Origin of the sequence: Terriglobus roseus (genome assembly GCF_900105625.1) — a bacterium.
In the GTDB taxonomy this organism is placed as follows: Bacteria; Acidobacteriota; Terriglobia; order Terriglobales; family Acidobacteriaceae; genus Terriglobus; species Terriglobus roseus_B.
This window is the reverse complement of sequence record NZ_FNSD01000001.1, coordinates 1,907,320-1,926,429: the sequence shown is the minus strand read 5'-3', so window position 1 is coordinate 1,926,429 and position 19,110 is coordinate 1,907,320. Positions and strand designations below refer to the sequence as shown.

At 60.1% G+C, this 19,110-nt stretch carries 13 protein-coding genes and 1 tRNA gene; 5 read left to right on the top strand and 9 right to left on the bottom strand.

From position 1 onward, the window contains the following. Positions 1 to 58 precede the first annotated feature (58 nt). Genes BLW03_RS07860 through BLW03_RS07845 form a run of 4 tightly spaced genes read left to right on the top strand, consistent with a single transcriptional unit; the run spans position 59 to position 6,534 of the window. Positions 59 to 814 carry a hypothetical protein gene (locus BLW03_RS07860; RefSeq protein WP_074653193.1) on the top strand — a complete coding sequence of 252 codons (756 nt, stop codon included), beginning with the start codon at positions 59 to 61 and terminating at the stop codon, positions 812 to 814. Beyond that, a complete protein-coding gene (locus tag BLW03_RS07855) occupies positions 814 to 2,112 on the top strand; it encodes a TolC family protein (protein WP_074653192.1) in 1,299 nt (432 codons plus the stop codon). Before BLW03_RS07860 ends, BLW03_RS07855 begins: the two co-directional genes overlap by 1 nt. Before the next feature lie 13 nt (positions 2,113 to 2,125). Next, on the top strand, positions 2,126 to 3,334 hold the full coding sequence (locus BLW03_RS07850; RefSeq protein WP_074653191.1) for an efflux RND transporter periplasmic adaptor subunit: 1,209 nt from the start codon (positions 2,126 to 2,128) through the stop codon (positions 3,332 to 3,334). 32 nt (positions 3,335 to 3,366) lie between these two features. Further along, a complete protein-coding gene (locus BLW03_RS07845; protein WP_074653189.1) occupies positions 3,367 to 6,534 on the top strand; it encodes an efflux RND transporter permease subunit in 3,168 nt (1,055 codons plus the stop codon). A gap of 72 nt (positions 6,535 to 6,606) precedes the next feature. Here the strand turns inward: BLW03_RS07845 and BLW03_RS07840 are convergent, their stop codons facing one another. From BLW03_RS07840 to BLW03_RS07805, 9 genes are all read right to left on the bottom strand, one after another. Next, positions 6,607 to 7,053, bottom strand: a complete 447-nt coding sequence (locus BLW03_RS07840; protein ID WP_074653188.1) for a DMT family transporter — start codon at positions 7,051 to 7,053, stop codon at positions 6,607 to 6,609. Between the two features lie 16 nt (positions 7,054 to 7,069). Then, positions 7,070 to 8,347 (bottom strand): ArsB/NhaD family transporter, encoded by a 1,278-nt coding sequence (locus BLW03_RS07835; RefSeq protein ID WP_244502005.1) that lies wholly within the window; start codon positions 8,345 to 8,347, stop codon positions 7,070 to 7,072. 2 nt (positions 8,348 to 8,349) lie between these two features. Further along, positions 8,350 to 9,492: a metallophosphoesterase family protein gene (locus tag BLW03_RS07830; RefSeq protein ID WP_074653185.1), complete on the bottom strand. Its 1,143-nt coding sequence runs from the start codon at positions 9,490 to 9,492 to the stop codon at positions 8,350 to 8,352. Between the two features lie 8 nt (positions 9,493 to 9,500). Further along, positions 9,501 to 10,781 (bottom strand): MFS transporter, encoded by a 1,281-nt coding sequence (locus tag BLW03_RS07825; protein ID WP_074653183.1) that lies wholly within the window; start codon positions 10,779 to 10,781, stop codon positions 9,501 to 9,503. Beyond that, positions 10,754 to 10,999 carry a hypothetical protein gene (locus BLW03_RS20370; protein ID WP_170834986.1) on the bottom strand — a complete coding sequence of 82 codons (246 nt, stop codon included), beginning with the start codon at positions 10,997 to 10,999 and terminating at the stop codon, positions 10,754 to 10,756. The genes BLW03_RS07825 and BLW03_RS20370 overlap by 28 nt, the downstream gene beginning before the upstream one ends. 73 nt (positions 11,000 to 11,072) lie before the next feature. Continuing rightward, a tRNA-Pro gene (locus tag BLW03_RS07820) sits at positions 11,073 to 11,149 on the bottom strand. Between the two features lie 121 nt (positions 11,150 to 11,270). Then, positions 11,271 to 11,861 carry an outer membrane protein gene (locus BLW03_RS07815; RefSeq protein ID WP_212733159.1) on the bottom strand — a complete coding sequence of 197 codons (591 nt, stop codon included), beginning with the start codon at positions 11,859 to 11,861 and terminating at the stop codon, positions 11,271 to 11,273. A gap of 256 nt (positions 11,862 to 12,117) precedes the next feature. Continuing rightward, positions 12,118 to 14,763, bottom strand: a complete 2,646-nt coding sequence (locus BLW03_RS07810; RefSeq protein ID WP_074653179.1) for an ATP-binding protein — start codon at positions 14,761 to 14,763, stop codon at positions 12,118 to 12,120. 67 nt (positions 14,764 to 14,830) lie between these two features. Beyond that, entirely contained in the window at positions 14,831 to 15,436 is a 606-nt protein-coding gene (locus BLW03_RS07805; RefSeq protein WP_074653177.1) for a biliverdin-producing heme oxygenase, read from the bottom strand. A gap of 203 nt (positions 15,437 to 15,639) precedes the next feature. Here BLW03_RS07805 and BLW03_RS07800 point away from each other — a divergent pair, with 203 nt between their 5' ends. Continuing rightward, complete coding sequence (locus BLW03_RS07800; RefSeq protein ID WP_074653176.1) at positions 15,640 to 19,002, top strand: choice-of-anchor D domain-containing protein; 3,363 nt, start codon at positions 15,640 to 15,642, stop codon at positions 19,000 to 19,002. Positions 19,003 to 19,110: the final 108 nt, after the last annotated feature.

The window sequence follows — 19,110 nt, the reverse complement described above, 5'->3', positions numbered from 1 at the left end:
AAGGCGAACAGGTGGTCAACTTCGGGCTAGCAGGCGCTGTCCTGACCCGGAGGTCATTATGTCCCGCACCCTCGCTTTCTCGTTACTGCTGCTTTCTCCGCTGGCTATTTCTGCTCAGAGTCCCTGGTTGGACGCATCGACTACCTTGCCCATCACCTTCACGCATTCGGTCGATGCAAGCCACGCAAAGGCCGGTGACTTGGTAGAGGCAAAGACCTTCCAACAGGTTAAGCTCTCCAGCGGTGCCGTGCTTCCTTCCGGCGCACGCGTTACGGGCCACGTTGTTGAAGTATCGGGTTACACCTTCGACAAGACGCCTTATGCAAAGCAGGCAGCATCGCGGCTCTCAATTCGCTTTGACAGCGTACAGAGCGGTTCACTCTCCCTTCCGTTGCATGTGACGGTCCGCGCGATTGCTGATTCCATCACGAGCATCAACGCGTACGCACCGGTATCGAATGACCTGGATTCGCGCAGCACGCGGACCCTTGTGGGCGGCGATCAGATGTACGCCTCGCAGGAAGGAATCGAGAACAAAGATGGAGATGTTGTGGCTTACAGCCGTCGCGACGGTGTCTATGCTCACCTGATCGCGAGCGGACGTTGCGATGGTGGATCGACGGAAGTCTCCATGGGGATCTACTCGGCGTCAGCCTGCGGTGTGTACGGCTTTACCGGTATGCGAGCTGTGGAAACGGGATCGGCGGCGCAGCCCTCCACGCTGACCTTTGTCTCGGCACGGCGTGCGGCGGAAGTACCGAAGCATTCCACGGCGCTGCTGGAGGTTTTGCCCGTGCAGCAGGCCAGCCGTTAATGGCGAGCGCCCACGCTTCCCGCATCGCTGTCTTTCTGCTGGCAGCGGCCGTTCGAGCGAACGCGCAGACGGCTGCGCCCGCTTTGACACTGGACCAGGCAGAGGCGACCGCTATCGCCCGCCAGCCGCAGTTACTCGCCGCGCAACTGCGCGCCCGCGCCTCCTCACAACGTATCCGTCAGGCAAGGTCGGGCCTGTTGCCAACGGTGAACTTCAACGCAACGGGAGCACTGGTTGCAGACACCGGTACCTCAACCGCTGCCGGCAATGTCACCACGTCCGCAGTCTCCGATCGATTTGCGTATGGTGGCAATCTCACGCAGTTGGTAACGGACTTCGGTCGCACGAACGCCCTGATTGGCAGCGCGAAGTTTCAGTCTGCAGCACAGGCTGACATGGCAACGCTGACGAAGGCGCAGGTTCGTCTGAACGTGCGCGAAGCTTACTTCGGCGCGCTGGGTGCTGAGGCCGTGCTGCGAGCAGCGCAAGCTGCGCAGGCGAACCGCCATCTCATCTCGCGGCAGTTATCCGCGCTGGCGCAGAGCGAGTTGCGCTCGACACTGGATGTGAACTTCGCGAATGTGCTGGAGAGCGAAGCCGACCTCGCCGTCGTGCAGGCGCAGAGCGCGGTCGCGCAGGATCGATCGCGACTGGCGACCGCTATGGGGCAAGCGAAGCCTGTCACCGAAACTCTGACGGAGCCGGCATCCCTCGCTGACCCGCTGCCGCCCGCTCCCGATGCGTTGCAGCAACAGGCTCAGGCGCAGCGTGCGGATCTAAGTGCGGCGCAGGCATCGCAACAGGCCGCGCATGAAGTTGCTCTTGCAGAGAAGCGGCTTAGCTATCCGTCACTCAACGTGCTGGGCGCGGCTGGTCAGATTCCGTTCCACGATCACACCCTGCATGACAATTACGCTGCCGCGGGTTTCAACCTGAACATTCCCGTCTTCAACGGCAACCTGTTTGCCGCACGACGTGCCGAGGCAGAACTCGAAGCCACCGCACGTCAGCGCGATGTCGAGCAGGTGCAACTGCAGGTGAACGAGCAGGTTCGCGACGCGTGGTATCGGGCCGACGAGGCCTATCGGAGCCTGGGCGTCACCGCCCGTCTCGTAGCGCAGAGCAAGGAAGCGCTGCGCCTGGCACAGGACCGGTACGACGCGGGCCTTGGCAGCATTGTGGAGTTGAACGAAGCACAGCTCAACGAGACGTCCGCAGAGATTACTTCAGCGGCTGCAACTTACACCTATCTGTCACGACGCGCAGAGCTCGACTTTGCAGCTGGACTTTTGAACTAAAGGGGAGCGGGCTTTGGTTGCAATCAAGAAGGTATTCACCGCAAGTGCGATCGCTGGTCTCGCGGCACTGCAGGGCTGCAAAGCACCGGCACCAACTGCGGCTCCGGTGGTCACGGTGCCCGTGGCAACGGCCGAAGCCGCCAGCCTCGAAAACAATCTCGTGCTCTCTGCGGAGTTTCGTCCCTTTCAGGAAGTGGACGTGATGGCAAAGGTGGCTGGCTATGTGAAGGCCATCAACGTTGACATTGGGAGCCACGTGCAGCAGAACGCTGTGCTCGCCACGTTGGAAGTGCCTGAGATTCAGGACGACGTCGCGAAGGCCAAGGCAGGCGTTGCCGCCGCTGAGGCCAACGTGATCACCGCCCAGGCCGCGATTCAACGGGCTCAAGCTGGAGCCAACATTGCGTCGCTGTCGTTCCAGCGCATCAAGGACGTGGCCGCTCGCGACCAGGGACTGGTGCCACGGCAGGAGATCGATGTCGCGCAGTCCAAGCAGCTGGAAGCATCGGCCCAACTCGCCAGTGCAAACTCATCGCTGAGGGCCGCGGAGCAGCAGAAGTTGCAGGCCGAATCGGAGTATGCACGCACCGTCACGATGATGCAGTACGCCACGATCCGTGCGCCGTTTACTGGCGTTGTCACCAAGCGCTTCGCGAATACCGGATCCATGATCCAGGCCGGAACATCGTCGCAGACACAGGCCATGCCTGTGGTCACACTGGCGCAGAACGACCGGCTGCGTCTGACATTGCCGATCCCCGTTAACGCCGTCTCCGACGTGCGGGACGGACAGACTGTGGACGTCGAGGTAAGCAGCCTGCATCGCACGTTGCAGGGCAAGGTCTCGCGCACCGCCGACTCCATCCAGATGGCAACGCGCACCATGAACACTGAAGTCGACGTGCCCAATCCCGATGGCTCTCTGGTGCCCGGCATGTATGCCGAGGTGCATCTGCATCTTGCAAATCGACCTGCGGCCCTTAGCGTTCCGCTGGATGCAGTGGACGGCCTTGGCACGAGCGTGCAGCAGGCCTACACGGTACGCGATGGCGTGATCCACCAGGTGACCGTGAAGGTGGGCCTGCAGACGGCGAATCGCGTCGAGATCCTCTCCGGCCTCAACACCGGCGACAAGGTCATCGTGGGTCGCCATACCGGTATGTCCGACGGACAGAAGGTCGATCCGCAGCCGGCTGCCTACGAGTCCGCAATAAGTCATTAAGCACCACAGCCCAGAGAGGAAACGCTCAAAGCATGTCGGGATTTTCCATCCGCAACCCCTATCTGATCGTGGTGCTGTGCCTGGTCGTGATGATCCTTGGCACGGTCAGCGTTGGCAGCATGCCTGTCGATATGTTTCCGCCCGTGAACCTGCCGGTGGTCGCTGTCGCTACGTTCTACTCCGGTATGCCGCCGCAGCAGATTGAAACCAACATCACCTATCACCTGGAGCGGCAGTTCACACTGGCCGCCGGCATCGATCACATGGAGTCCCGATCGCTGCCGGGTGTGTCGCTGATCAAGGTCTACTTCCGTGCGGGCACGGATCCCGATGCGGATGCTGCGAGCATCTCTTCGCTTGCCAGCAGTGATCTTCGTGACATGCCGCCGGGCACCTATCCGCCCATCGTGTTGAAGCAGGATGCCGCGAGCACGCCGGTGGCGCTCGTTACTCTCAGTGGCTCTGGACTGAACGAAAGTACCTTGAAGGACGTGGGACAGAACTTCGTCCGCAACCAGCTTGCAAGCGTGCAGGGAGCTTCCGTCACGCAGCCCTTCGGTGGTCGCTGGCGGCAGATCATGCTGTATGCCGACCCGTACAAGCTTGAGGCGAATCAGCTAAGTCCCATGGATGTGGTGCGTGCGGTCAACGACGCCAACGTGATCCTGCCTGCGGGCGATGTGCAGATCGGCCGCTACGACTACAACATCTATACCAACTCCATGCTGGGCGGCGCAGCGGATATCGCGCAGGTACCGCTGAAGATGGTGGGCCAGTCGCCCGTGCGCGTGGGTGATGTCGCAACGCCGCAGGACTCCTTCGGCCTGCAGTACAACATCGTCCGCGTGAACGGCCAGCGTGGTGTGTACCTGCCGATCTTCAAGCAGGGCGGCGACTCCAACACCATCGCCATTGTGAACGGCGTCAAGGACACGCTGAATACGCTGGTGGACGTTCCCAGCTCTTTGAAGACCGACGTGGAGTTCGATCAATCGCGCTTCGTGAAGGTCGCCATCACAACGCTGGTGCATGAAGGAGGTGTTGGCCTCTTCCTTACCTGCCTGATGATCCTGATCTTTCTGGGTAGCATGCGCGCCACCGTTGCGGTCTTCTTCTCGATCCCGCTCTCGCTGCTCGCAACCTTCTTCGTCTTGAAGATGACGGGCAGTTCCATCAACAGCATGGTGCTGGGCGGCCTGGCACTCGCGCTCTCGCGCCTGATCGATAACTCCGTCGTCGTGCTTGAGAACATCTTCCGGCACATGGAAGAAGGGGAGTCGCCGGTCGTTGCTGCCGAGAACGGCGGCAAGGAAGTCGCGCTGCCCGTGCTGGCCGGGACGCTCACCACTGTGGTCGTCTTCTTTCCCGTGACGATGCTCTATGGCGTCAGTAAGTTTCTCTTCTCCGCGCTTGCACTTGCGGTTGTCATCTCGCTCTTCGCCTCTTACTTTGTTGCGCTCACCGTGGTGCCGCTCTTCTGCGCACGCTTCATCAAGAGTCCGCACGGTGAAGTTCTCCATGAATCTGCTGAAGAGGAACTGGCAGTAGCTGCCGACCCGGCCAGCACGCACCACGGTCTGTGGGCGCGATTCAATGCCGGCTTTACGCGTGGCTTCGATGGTCTGCTGCATCGCTACGACCGGGCTGTCGCGTGGGTGCTCGTCCGTCCCTGGCAGACACTCGGTGCCGCAGGCGCTTTGTTTGCTATGTCGCTGCTGCTCTCCCCATTCATGGGGCTGTCGTTCTTCCCGCGTACCGATGCCGGCCAGTTTGTCATCAGCTTCAAAGCGCCCTCCGGTACCAACCTGCAGGCAACGGAAGGTGAAGCGACAAGGATCGAAGCCATCGTCAAACGCGTTGTGTCGAAGCATGATCTCGGCATCGTCGTCACGAACATCGGCGTCGACCCTGGCTTCTCCGCGCTCTTCTCGCCGAATGCCGCCATGCACACAGGCTTCACGCAGGTCGCACTCAGTGAAGATCACAAGGCGAGCAGCTTTCACTACATCGATGAAGTGAAAGCTGCCATAGCGAAAGAGATTCCGGAGATACAGACGTTCTACTCCTCCGGCAGCCTTGTCGACGGCGTGTTGAACATGGGCGCTCCTGCTCCTATCGATGTGCGCATCACCGGCAACGACGTCAACGCAGACTATGCACTCGCACAGAAGATCGCGAGCAAGATCCGCGGCGTGCATGGCGTCGCCGATGTCTACATCCCACAGGACATCGACTATCCCTCACTGCGCATCTCGGTCGATCGCACACGGGCCAGCCAGCTTGGCCTGACCGAGAAGGAGGTTGTCTCCAACATCATCACGGCGCTGACTTCAAACCAGATGATCGCGCCCTCCATCTGGATTGATCCCAAGAGTGGCAACAACTACTTCCTGACCGTGATGTACAAGGAAGGCCAGGTGAAGTCGATTGAGGACCTGAAGGCCATTCCGTTGCATGGTGCGAACATCACGCAGCCCACGCGCCTGGACATGGTCGCAAAGATTGAACAGTTCAACGCGCCGACCGAGCTCGATCACACGCAGATCCGCCGCAATCTCGATGTCTATGTGCGTCCGCAAGAGGAAGACCTGGGCACGCTGACCAAGCAGATCCAGGCGATTGTGGATCAGTCCAATCCGCCGCATGGCATCAGCGTTGCACTGACTGGCAGCGTCAAGTCGATGAACGAATCGTTCCGCAGCTTCGCCATCGGTCTTACGCTCTCGATCGTTCTGCTCTTCCTCATTCTTGTTGCGCAGTTCCGCTCGTTTGTCGATCCATTCATCATTCTGCTGGCGCTGCCGCCGGGCATCACGGGTGTGATCGTGGCACTGCTGCTGTGGGGCACAACACTCAACGTGATGTCGTTGATGGGTGTCGTCATGCTTGCGGGCATTGCACTCTCCAACAGCATTCTTATTGTTGAGTTTGCGCATCACTTGTTGGGACTTGGACACAGCGTGCGCGAGGCGATTACCACGTCGTGCCGAGTCCGTCTGCGACCTATCCTGATGACGTCGCTCGCAACGTTGATCGGTCTGTTGCCCATGGCGCTGAAGCTTGGTGAAGGCAGCGAATCGTATGCCCCACTGGCGCAGGCACTCATCGGGGGGCTGACATTGTCGGTGGCGCTTACGATCTTCCTGGTGCCGGCCGGCTTCTACCTCGCATACCAGAAGCAAGCATCGAGGCAACACTGAGAGATGGGTATGAGAGCGCTGGGCTCAGGGCAGACTCACTGAGCCCGGCACTCAGACCTGTCATGCGTGTTATTACTTCTTCGAAATCAATACCACTCCGCCGACGAGCAAGATTGCGCCGACGATACGCGATGGCGTTACCGTGTGGACCGCCATACGAAACCATCCGAAGTGGTCGACGACGAGCGATGCAATGAGCGCGGAAGAGACGGTAAGTGCCATGAAGGGACCGGCGCCAACTCGCTGGACCAGCGTCAGGCCGGCGAAGACCTGCACCGCTCCGACCAGTCCGCCAAAGACCGCCCACCACGGCATCTCGCGAAGATCATGCAGGGTCGGCAGCGGATGCGGCATCGCGAAGAACAGCGCGAGGAAGAAGAACGTAATGATGAGGAACGAAGCAGCGGAGGCCAGATAGGGATTCACGAGCGACTTATTCAGTTGCCCATTCATGGCGGCGCCACAGGTCTGCAGCGCACCGCCCAAAATGATGAAGGGAATGATCCAAGAGGCGTTCATCGTTTCTCCTTGGGAATTAAAGTGTCGGGAAGATCGCATGCATGGCGAAGACCCCAGCCATGCTCGCGACCAGTGCGACGGGCATGGCGATTGCACCGACCTTCAAAAAGTCCATCGCACTGACTTCGATGTTTTCCTTACGCAATGCAAGTAGCCAGAGGATCGTTGCAAGTGATCCGGTGACCGAAAGATTCGGTCCAAGATCGACACCGATGAGTACGGCATTCGCCATCAGGCCGTGGGTGTGGGTCGCCGTGAGTGTTCCGCCGGCGAGCAGTCCCAACGGCAGATTGTTGAGAAGGTTGTTACCGACTGCAACAACGAACGATGTCACCAGCGAGCCAAGATACGGGCCCATTGCCTCGGCGCGATGCAGGGCCGCTTCCATGACACGCAGCGCGCCGATGTTCTCCACTGCATCCACAATGACAAAGAGCGCAGCGACGAGCCCAAGCGTGGCCCAGCTGATCTCCTTCGCAAGCGGCAGCGGATTGCTCTTGTTTCTGAAGCAGACAGCAGCGGTGACGCACAGGGCCGCGATGCAGGTTGGCAGGCCGAGGTCCTTGTTCAGGGACGACATTACCAGTAGAACGACGACGACGAGAGCCAGGCCATACAGCACCATTCTGCCTTCCGGCTTCAACTCGACTGTCTCGCTGTCACCCGTGAAGTCGAAGCAGACATCTTCGCGAAAGTACCAACGAAGCACAAGAAAAGTGGCTCCGATGGAAAGCAGAGACGGCAGCAGGAACGAGGCAAGCCATCGGCCGAGTGGTGGCATGCCTTCATGGAAGACAACCAGGTTCGCCGGGTTGGAGATTGGCAGCACGAAGGATGCGGCGTTAGCGATCATGGCGCAGGCAAAGAGAAACGGAAGAGGCTGTGCCTTTGACTTACGCACAGCTGCCAGCACGGCAGGTGTCAGGACAACCGCAGTCGCGTCATTCGACATGCAGATTGTCACGATCGTACCGACGCCGTAGATGATGGCGAACAGCTTTCCGCAGGATCCTCTCGCTGCCTGGATCGACCTTGCTGCAACCCAATCGAAGACGCCGTTGTCCCTTGCAAGGGCGGAGAGCAGCATCATGCCGATCAGGAAAAAGTAGACGTCGCTGCCTTCTGCGATGGCTTTGCCTGCGAGACGTACAGGTATCAGGCGCAACACTACGAGCAGGGTGGCACCTGCACCCACCCAGTAGACTTCCGGCAGGTTTTTCGGACGGATCAGCATCAGCAGGATGCTCAACGCCGAGATGATGAGGATGAGGATCGTCGCTGTTGGTTGAGACACCGTTACCACTTCTTTCCATTCTTGTTAGGGCCCAACTGCGTGCCGAGGAGTCCGCGGTCACACCATTCACCGATTGCGTTCTCGTAGTCCACATCAGAGAATGTGCGGTCAGGATGCGGACCGATCCGCAATTGAAGGGAAGAGGAGATTTCCTTGTTCGTGATGGTCGTCGCCGTGGCTATCAACTCATGGGTTCCGTCGATAAGATGATGCGTGTCGAGCTTGCCTCTCCAGAGGAGGCCATCGGTCGAGGAAAGCGACGTGCGGACATTGTTGGTTTGAACAACAACGTCACGGACATCTGCATCGGACCACGTCTTCACGGAGACAAGAACTTCATCGGGCCGTTTTGACGTCGCGCTTCGCTGCGTCATAAGGCGATCGTCCTGCGGTTGCGTGATGGCGACCAGACCACGAGATCCAAGTTCAACGAAATGCCAGCTCACCGCATCCTTGTCGATCGTTGTCACCGAGTAACCAACGGGCCCTTCCTCGATCTGTCCTGTCGAACGAGTCGCGCTGTAGAGGACGCGGCCGTCGTTGCTTAATTCGTTGTAGTGCGTGTGGCCCATGTCCACCAGCAGCACGGGGTACCGTTGCAAAATCCTCTTCAGTTCTTCGCCGCCCTGTTTCAGATCACTGGGATAGCAGTGAAGCAGAAGGATTGCACGCTCGCCGGCCTCGTCGCACTGCCGCAGTTCTTCTTCCAGCCAGCGCAGTTGTTCTTCACTAAGTGTGAATGCGTCCGGCCTGGGCGATGAGAAGGCGTTCAGTCGCAGGAAGCAGTACGGGCCGATGGAGAATCGGCCGTATAACTCCTCCGAGATGTAGCGACGGAAGTTATCGAAGCTCTTTTCATGCACGTCATGATCGCCAACAATCCCACACCACGGTATTTTCAGACGGTCCAGGTGTCTCCGCACTGCTTCATAAGCGACAACACTGCCATCGTCTGCAATGTCCCCGGGCAGGTAAACAAAGTCGATGCCGCCCCTGGCATAGACAGCGTTGATTTCATCGACGATACGGCCAAGGTCGATCTCATTCTGCTCACCGGGACGGGTCATGTGCAGATCGCCAAGGTGGATCCAGCTGACGGTTCCTGAGGCGGAGAAAGGCAGGGAATCGGTGATCGGTGCGGGCATTCGAGTACTTATCCTTTTGCAGGTTGGTTGGATTCACTTTTTCCCTGTGCTGTCTCGGGAATTGTGAACAAAAGCAGCAAGAAAGCCAGGCAGGCCATGCCACCCAGCGCGAGAAATGAGATACGGTAGCCGGCCTTTTCCATCAGCATCCCGCCAAAGCCGTTACTCAACGCAGCCCCCATTCCAACCGCCGTCGCGAGCGCGCCCTGTGCCAGATTGAAGCGTCCCGTACCGCGTGTCCGATCAGCGATGACAAGGATGGAAACAACACCGAAGATGGAGTTCGCGACGCCATCCAGTATCTGCACTGCTAGGAGCGCCGCGACTGAGTGGAAGACGGTATACAAGACCGCACGGATGGGGAGGACGCCGAAGCCCAGCAGCAGAAGCCTTTTGCGTCCGTGCTGGTTGGCATAGCGGCCGATAGATACCGCAGTGCACAGCATGACGATCTGAGTGATCGCAACGCACGCTCCCATGAAGGGTGCGGCGGCCTTCACCGAACCATGCGCCAGCAGTTCCCCAAGCTGCGGCAGCATCGCCGCGTTTGCGAAGTGAAAGAGAAACGCGCAGGCGAGGAAGACAAGCAGCACACGATCCTTTACAAGCTTCAGCAGGACAGCCTTGCTTCCGCCCTCAAACCCCTTGTCGTCGCATCCGCCCCGCGCAAGTTCCTGGTCGATATCGTCGCGCCGGATCGCCATGGCTGCCACGATGGTTGGCAGAACGAGAAGGGCGATCGCGTAGAAGATCGCGCGGTTCCCCAGGAAGTGGCTTGTGACCGCGATAACTGCCGCTGCAAATAGATTTCCGGCAGCATTGAACCCCTGATTCCGTCCGAACTGACAGTCAAACAGGCGCATACCCACCAGCCCCATAGTGATGGCGGCAATGGTTGGTCCAAGGAAAGGACCTGCGAGGCCGATAAGTCCCTGAGCGGTGTACACGACGGAGGCCCTGCCGGAGAAGGCCAGCAGCAAAGCACCTACGGCAAGGACAGCGCTGCCTGCGACGAGGATAAGGCGCTTCCATGCAACGCGATCCACCACCCAGCCGGCAGGCGTCTGCAGCAGGACGGTGATGATGCCGCCGAAGGTCAACGCCCGACCTACTGCGCCCGCCTGCCAACCGATGCTGGCCAGGTATGCAGCCACAAAGGGACCCAGCCCGGCCTGGACATCAGCCAGGAAGAAGTTGGTCCACTCCAATGCTCGAATGCTTTGAAGATTCTCTGTCTGTCCGAGGCGTGCGCCGGCTCGTCTTAAAAAGGATCGTTCTCGGGTCTGCATGCCCTAACAAGAGCTCCTGATAAGCGCTCCATTAGATGTCGAAATTCCCATGCAAGAGATGTATTGGAAATACCGAATGCGCAGTGTGCTGCAAGAGAAGTTGCAGCAGATAAAAACTGCGTGTTGTTGTCCTTGCCAGTGGAAAGATCCACCTCTGGAACAATGCCTGCGCTCCACGCGAAGGGCGGCAGGTTGGCAAAGAAGTTCATTCCTGCCATGACCGTCACAGGCAGACACAAGCCGAGAGGCCGGTCCAGCCTGCTTCATGTGGTGAGGATTAAGAGGTTTAAATGGTCGGGACGACTAGATTCGAACTAGCGACCTCACCCACCCCAAGGGTGCGCTCTACCAGGCTGAGCCACGTCCCGACCGGGAGACTTTCGTCTCGTTGGCACAGGCTGCGCTGCCCGGTTGGGGCTGCACGGGGTTCCCGCCTGCGTCCTATTCAGTGTACACGCGACCACGGGTTCGCGGGCGTGCTGCGGCTTGTTAGTCCATGCCATGGGGATTGCGGAAGTGGAACTGGTAGCGGATGCCCGCGCTGGCCTGTTTGGGATAAAACGACGGGCTGATCTCGCTGAAGCGCCAGTGCTGTTCCTGCAGGTCGAAGCGCAGGGCGACGCTTCGTGTCACATCCACGTCTACGCCGCCCCCGTAGGTGTACACGAGAGAATTGTCGTGCGTGTAGTCGGGGTAGGCGGGGTTGGTCTGCACGAAGTGGATGTTGCCGGCTCCCACAAGCAGGTCACCGTAGGGATGAAAGCGTGCCACGTTGTAAGCGACCCGCAGGCCGCCGGAAAAGGCTGTCTGCGTCATGGCCTGGTTCGTGCCGTAGTTGTAACGGAGATCGATGGATGGCTCAATGCGGTGGAGATGGGGCACGGTGAAGCCCACGCCGCCGCCCACTGCAAAACCGCCGGCGCCCACGTAGAGACCGAAATCAGGACGGTCGTAGGATCCCACGGCGAAGACGTTCAGGTGCATCCTCTCGGTGGCCGTCTCCGTGGCCTGCGCCCGCGATGCGACAGGAAGAAGCAGTCCGGCAATGGCAGCGGCAGCCAAGGCAAATTCACGTCTCATGGGCATATAGGACGCGCGTTTCAAGGCGCGCGCCGTCCTTCCAGTTTCTGTTGTAGTCACGAAGCGTAGCCGGACTGGATCGGACTTGCGGGGAGATCCAGTGCGAGGCATTGGAGGGTGGGGAACCGGCACCGCAGTCGCGTGATCACAGGATGCCAGCTTTCCGTACCCGATGTCGAGCCGCGAGTGGACGCGCTTGTCCTGCATTTCCTCAGCGCGTCGACTCACAGCAGCCCGAGGCAAGGTGGATGCGTACTTAGGCGGACTTTCCGGGCAAACCGTCTGCACCGCTCTCCGTGCGGACCTTCGTCACACGCGGCAACAGAATCCGCATCACGGTTCCTCTGCCCGGTTCAGTATCCACGTGCAATTCTCCGCCGTGGCGTTCCACGATCTCGTGCGAAATGTAGAGCCCAAGGCCATTCCCCAGGTCGCCCTTGGTGGAGAAGAACGGCTGAAAGAGCTGGCGGACGGTCTCGGGTGTCATGCCGACGCCGTCGTCGCCCACGCGAATTTCCACGATGTCGTCCGTAAGGAAGCGTGCGTCCATCCAGACTTTGCCGCCGACGCGCGCAGCGTCGATCGCGTTTGCGACAAGGTTGGCGATCACCTGGCGGATCTGCCCCTGGATCCCCTGGATCTCGATCCCCTCGCCTCCACGGACTTCGGCCGTCACGTGGCGGTTACGGATCTTGCCATGGAAGAGGCGCAGCACATCGTTGAAGACGGCGTCCGCGGTGAAGCTCTCAGCACCGCCGGAGTTTTCACGGCTCCAGCGCAACGTCTGCTTGGTGATGCCGGAGATGCGTTCGAGTTCACTCTCTGCCTGGCCGATGTATTGCATGGCATCGGAAGTGGTCGGCAGGTCGTGCCGGATCAGGTAGAGCAGGTTGGTGATGGACTCCAGAGGATTGTTGATTTCATGTGCAATGACGGAGGTCATTCGGCCCGTGAGTGCCAGCTTTTCCGTCATGCGAAGGGCGGTCTCGCGCTCGCGGCGCTCAGTCAGGTCGATCATTGAGCCGACCCAGCCGGCACGGGCGGCTCCGCGACGCATGAAGGGAACGGCACGTACTAAATTCCAGCGTGGCGCGTGGTCCTTGCCGGTCAGCAGCCGCACTTCCTCTTCGAAGAGTTGGCCACTTTGCACATGTTCGCGCCACAGCGTCTTGATGCGTTCTTCGTCTTCGGCGGCCAGACGGCCCTCGCTGTACCAGCAGCCGCCTTCGGACAGGCCGGCCTCGCGCCAGCGGTCGTTCACGTATTGAATGCGACCATCATCGTCGGCAGTAAAGATCTTCTCGGGCAGCGCATGAGTCAACTGCTCAAAACGAGCGGTGGAGAGCTCTGCCTCTTCCTCGGCGCGTCGCAGGCTGACCGTGGTGATGGCTGCGCGGAACTCTCGCGCCGACTCGATCTCAGCAGTGGACCATCGCTTCGCCTGACCACGGAAGGTCTGGCTCCAGCTTTCGAAAGACTTGCGTGGATTCAGCCTGTCATTCGGTCCGCTCAGCTTGACCGGCTCGCCAGCCCAATCGACGGTGTGGACGAGTTCCGGACGGAACCACAGGATGTATTTCTGCCGGATATCCGAGACACGGATCGCGAGCATGCCGGCTGCGACATCGGCAATCTCAGAGGTCCACGGCAGCACACCGCCGAGGTAGCGCGTCTCGTACAGCTCCATATTGGGCTGGCTGTCGAGCCACTCCACGATGCGCGCTACGGATGCCTTGTCGGGCGTGATGCCGATCTGCTGGAAATCACCATCGACCCACAGCACGGCTCCGCTTGCGTCGGTCACCTGGCGCGTCAGATCCATCTGCGACGAGAGGCCACCAATGTAGTCAAACTGTGCCGCGATGTGGGTCAGCAGTTCCCGTTGGACCGCATGAAAATTGGTCAGCGTCTGCAGACGTGCCGCGGTGCGGAAGGTGGTTAATTGCGTGCCCACCAGCTTGGAAAGCATGTCGCATGCGGATCGAACCAGGAACGGCACCATCCGCGGCTCCGCATGGTGTCCGCTGATCAAGCCCCAAAGACGGCCCTCACTCAGGATGGAGATGGACATGGACGACGCTGTGCCCATGTTGCGCATGTATTCCAGGTGGATCGGCGAAACCGACCGCAGGACCGAAAGCGAAAGATCCACGATGTGCGGAGCACCATCAAGAGAGCGCAGGGGAGACGGTTCGTAACTCCCGTTCGGGATGATGCGAACGGTGTTCAGGACATAGAGTTCGCGCGCCTGTTGAGGAATGTCCGAGGCGGGGAAGTGCAGATTCAGATAGCTCGGCAGCAGGCCACTGTTGGCTTCAGACAGCACGGTGCCGTTGCCCTCTTCGTCGAAGCAGTACAGCATGACGCGGTCGAAGCCTGTCAGCGCTGCCACTTGCTGGGTGACGGCGTCTGCCAACTCGATCTCCGTCTCGAGCTTGGAGAGTGTCGCGACGAAGTTGGTGATGACGGTATTCATCATCTCCGATCCAACCAGCCTGTCCTGCAGCTCAAACTCCAGCAGTCGCTTGCCCTCAACGCAGTGCGTCACCACGGAAAACAGGTCGTTGTGGATGCGGAACGCGCCCAGATAGCTGACCATACCGTCCGGGTCCGACATGCAGCTTTGGCGATAGATAACGGCGGAAAGCTCGCGTTCAAACAGGTGGACGTAGGGCGCGCCAAGAATGAGCTTTAAAGGCGTACGCAGAAATTCTTCGGTGTTTTCGCTAGCCAGTACGACGCGTTCCTGGGCTTCATCCAGGCCAAGCAGGAAGCCGTGCCGCTGGATGGAGCCGGGGATGCGAATCGGCTCCGAGGCGCAATTGTCCAGCGTAATGGGCTCGGCAGCAGCCGGAGAGGCAGGAGTCGAATTTGCAGCAGGGTTTGCCAGGTCTGAACTCATCTCTATTGTGTTGAGATGCGTCGTGCAGCGCAGCCGCCCTTGCAAAACGCGCCGGTTCTCTCAGCGGTTAACGGGCACTCAAGGAATTTTTTGGCGTGATGGAATTTCGCATGCTCTCCCCAAACAGAAAGAACATGTTCTTGGCACTTGCGATCACTGTGTCTGCGTCTTCTTCGGGTAACACTTCCAGCAGCGCTTTGAACTCTTTCCAACGCTGGCCGGTGTGATCGCCATAGCCCGCGAAGTAACTGTCGCCCAGGCCGGGCTCCAATCCGAGCTGCTGTTCCACATGGCGTGCGAGTAACTGGCCGCCCAGCGTGGAACCCTCCATCACATACATGCGGCCCAGGAACACGGCGCGCGGATCGCCCGCTACCGCTGTTGTCGCCATGCTCTCGTGCGGCACTTCATCGTCGGAGACGGGAGAGGATGCGCCCATCGTCTTCAGATCGTCGGCCAGCAACGATGCGCGGCGGCGTCCCGCAACCATGGCGCGCAGGTCTTCCGGTGCGTGGGTGTCGGCCCATGCGTCCCAGGCGCGGACGATGCGATAAAAGCGACCCAGCACATCCACATATTGTTCGCGCGTGAGCGCTGGGCTCATCAGCGGTACGGTATCTTCCGTGCCTGCGTGGTCGGATGCGGTGGCCTGGCGAAGTCGAAGGGTATCCATAGTTGCAGCTTCATCGTACCGCTCAGTGCGGCCTGCACAAAAACCTGTGCGGCTCTGCGGATCGGAGTGAGCGCCGCTCTCTGTTGAAGACGCAGATCATTCGCTGTAATCGCGATTACCGAAAGAGACGTCGTATATGCCGTATTCCTTACTATTTAGCGCTCAGCCGCCGCACCCCACGGCGTCCAGGAGACCCGTTCCCGATGCCCAGTTCCTCCCCTCGCTTCACCTGTTGTGTCGGTCTTCGCGCGGTGTCTTTCTTCGGTTTTCTTCTATGCCTGCTTGCTCCGCGATCGACCCCGGCACAGACGGCAGTGACCATCCACCAGATCATGACGAGCCTGCCGAACTCGCCGCTGCTGGGGCAGAACGTGACGACCAGCGGGATCGTGGTTGGTGTCATGACGTCGGCGACGACAGGAACGAACGGAGGTTTCTACATCAGCCTCGCAACTTACGATAGCGACGTCAATACGGCCGAGGGCATCTTCGTTGCTGCGTCCGCCGTGGCCGCATGCAACACCGTGACGGTGGGTCAGGTCGCGACGGTTACGGGCATCGTGACGAACTCTGTTGCACCGAATCTCACAGCCGCGAACACACCGGGCACTTACATCGCTCCAACCGCATGTTCCACCAGCGGTACCAGCTCGATGACGCAGACCATCAGCGTCAGTGGCGTGCTTACCACCTTCGGCGATGCGTTGAAGTACACCGGCATGGCCGTGTCAAACACGAGTTTTTATGCGGTACAGCCGACCACCGGAACACTCGCCAGCGGCGCAAACGCGGTAACCAGTACGGGGCAGTTCTGGGCGACACTCAACACGAACTCCGGTACCAATAACCATCTTTTCCGCAGCGCGGGCATTGGTGGGGACGAGTACAGGCCAACGACCGCACCTGCAGGCGTGCCCACGTGGAGCGGCAATCCCCAGCGTGTGCTGATCGATACCGCCAGCTTTGGCGGATCGCCCGTCGACATCACCGTGGGTCAGGCCGTTACCTGCACCAACCACAACACCAGCGGGCTCGGCGCTACGAACGGCATTGGTGTCGTCGACTATACGCTTGGCTACGCGCGCATTTTGATCTTCAACACGGTGACATGCACTGTGAGCGGATCGGTGCCGACTTCGGTCTCCGCCGCTGCAGACACCACGCACTTCAAGGTGGGCACGCTGGACGTGAACACCTTCCTGGGCAGCGCCTCCGTCTTCCAGACGGCGCTTGCGAAGGCCACGCTCGCTGTGACGAATGTGTTTGGATCGCCGGACATCCTTGCACTCCAGGAGGTCGGAGACCAAAGTACGCTGCAGTACCTGGCGGCTGCAGCCAACACGGTCAACGGCGGGTCGACCAACTACGTCGCAACCGTTCTCGGCACGGACACCATCAACTCCGGCTTTCTGGTGAACACCAACACGCTGAAGAGTTCCAGTTACACGGAGGTCGGCCGTGGTGTCACCTATGCAACGTCGTCGGGTGGAACGGCCACGCTGTGGGAGCATCCGCCGCTGGTGCTGCAGGGCGAGTTTGTGCGTGTGGGCAAGAACTATCCGGTCACTGTCCTTGACGTACACATGACACCGCGGGAAAACATTGACGATGCCACGTTGGGGCCGGATGTGCGTGCCCATCGCGCGGCCCAGGCATCCGCGATCAGCACGCTGGTGCAGCAGTATCAAAGCGCCGGGGCAAATGTGATTGTGGCAGGTAATCTCAACGGTTACGAGTACAACGACGGCTATGTGGACGTGACGGGCATCATCGACGGCGCGCCCGCTGCAGCGACTGCTGTGACGCTCTACCAGGCCAGCAATACCACCGCGCCACTGCATGACTTTACGACCGATGTTACGGCGAACACTCGTTACAACATCATCGAGCGAGGCAATGCCGCTGCGCTGGAACATATTTTTGCCTCGGCGACGGTAACGGATTCCAGTACCGCATCGGCGTCGCTCGCCAGCTATGTCAACACCGTGACGCAGCCGCACTTCTCCACGGACTACAGCGCGGTCAGCGCGAACGACGCCACCACGCCCGCCGGCCTCACGCCGCATGACGGCTTCCTGGTGAACTTCGCGATTCCGCCCGTGCCCACTACCGCATCCATCACGCCCTCCAGCCTGAACTTCGGGGACGTCGTCCTTGGTGCGAGCAAGTCACTCACGGCCACCGTGACCAACACCACGACGTTCACCAGCACGGTCAACATTACGAACATCGCGATCTCCGGCGCCAGCGCGACAGACTTTTCACAGACCAGCACCTGCACGTCACTTAGCATGGGATCCACCTGCACAGTAACAGTCACCTTCAAGCCGACGGCAACCGGCACGCGAACGGCAACACTGACCGTAACGACGGATTCCACCAGCAACGCCACCCTGACTGTTGCGCTTTCCGGCAACGGCCTTGCGACGACCGCAACGCTGACGCCCGCGGCCGCGAACTTTGGCAACGTGGTACTGGGAAGTACCTCCGCTGCGCAGACCTTTGTCTGGATGAACACTTCGACGGTGCCGCTGACCGTTTCTTCCGTCACGGTCACGGGCGATTATTCGATCAGCGCTACTACCTGCAGCGGTGCCGTTGCTGCCGGCACAGTCTGCAGCGTGAGCGTCGTCTTCAAGCCGACGGTGTTGAAGACCCGGACCGGCGTCCTCACGGTCGTGTCGGATTCGTCTGCCAACGGCACACTCACGGCATCGCTTACCGGCAACGGGATCGCAGATGTGCAGGCGGATGTGGATGCGTTGAACTTCGGCAATGTCGATGTCGGCTTCAGTTCCGCCGCGCAGACGGTCACCATCACCAACTACACCACGACCGCCATCGCGCTGACCGGCGTCAGCATCAGCGGCGATTACCGGGAGACGACCACCTGCGGCGGCACGCTGAGCGGTGGCGCCAGTTGCGCCGTCTCCATCATCTTTACGCCAACCACAACCGGTGTGCGGACCGGCGCGCTGGTTGTTACGACAAATGACACGAGGTACCCGGTGATCATCGTTGCGCTCACGGGCAATGGCGTTGATTTCTCCGTTCGTGTGACACCCACCACGGGCAGCACGATCGCAGGGTACAACTACACGGACGCGAAGGTTACCGTGACCGCCATCGGTGGTTTCAGCGCCCCCGTCACGCTGACCTGCACCACGAAGGCGCTTGGTTCCGCCTGTTCGCTGGCCCCATCCGGCTTCACGTTGTCGGGCACTACGGTCTCTGCCGCGACGATCACAACCACCAGCAAGTACACGGTAATCGGCTACGGAGCGCTGCTCTTCCAGTCGGGCCGCGGTCGGTGGATGACACTGCTGGGCCTGTTGAGCGCAACCGCGCTATGCATGGCGCGTGGCCGTGGCAGGCAGGCAGCGCGGCTACTGCTGACTCTGGTTTTCCTGGGGCTCGCGGCAGGGGCGATGTCGGGCTGCAGCGGCAAGCTGCCGGCACTGAACTCGCCCTACACGGAGCCGGGAACCTACGATTATGTCTTCACTGTTACGGATGGCCAGCTATCGCACACCGCGACGCTCTCACTGACGGTAACGGCGAAATAGGAGAGACGTGATCTCCCCGGGGTCGTCGGTCATAGACAGAGGCGGTCACGACGCGCCAGCCGGGCTTTGGGAAGCGGGAAATCTTTGCCCCGATGTACTCTCCGAGGC

Excerpts from the sequence above, each read along its gene's own strand:
- BLW03_RS07860 (WP_074653193.1), top strand. The coding sequence starts at position 59 with ATGTCCCGCACCCTCGCTTTCTCGTTACTGCTGCTTTCTCCGCTGGCT.
- BLW03_RS07855 (WP_074653192.1), top strand. The coding sequence starts at position 814 with ATGGCGAGCGCCCACGCTTCCCGCATCGCTGTCTTTCTGCTGGCAGCG.
- BLW03_RS07845 (WP_074653189.1), top strand. The coding sequence starts at position 3,367 with ATGTCGGGATTTTCCATCCGCAACCCCTATCTGATCGTGGTGCTGTGC.
- BLW03_RS07840 (WP_074653188.1), bottom strand. The coding sequence starts at position 7,053 with ATGAACGCCTCTTGGATCATTCCCTTCATCATTTTGGGCGGTGCGCTG.
- BLW03_RS07830 (WP_074653185.1), bottom strand. The coding sequence starts at position 9,492 with ATGCCCGCACCGATCACCGATTCCCTGCCTTTCTCCGCCTCAGGAACC.
- BLW03_RS07825 (WP_074653183.1), bottom strand. The coding sequence starts at position 10,781 with ATGCAGACCCGAGAACGATCCTTTTTAAGACGAGCCGGCGCACGCCTC.
- BLW03_RS20370 (WP_170834986.1), bottom strand. The coding sequence starts at position 10,999 with ATGGCAGGAATGAACTTCTTTGCCAACCTGCCGCCCTTCGCGTGGAGC.
- BLW03_RS07815 (WP_212733159.1), bottom strand. The coding sequence starts at position 11,861 with ATGAGACGTGAATTTGCCTTGGCTGCCGCTGCCATTGCCGGACTGCTT.
- BLW03_RS07810 (WP_074653179.1), bottom strand. The coding sequence starts at position 14,763 with ATGAGTTCAGACCTGGCAAACCCTGCTGCAAATTCGACTCCTGCCTCT.
- BLW03_RS07805 (WP_074653177.1), bottom strand. The coding sequence starts at position 15,436 with ATGGATACCCTTCGACTTCGCCAGGCCACCGCATCCGACCACGCAGGC.
- BLW03_RS07800 (WP_074653176.1), top strand. The coding sequence starts at position 15,640 with ATGCCCAGTTCCTCCCCTCGCTTCACCTGTTGTGTCGGTCTTCGCGCG.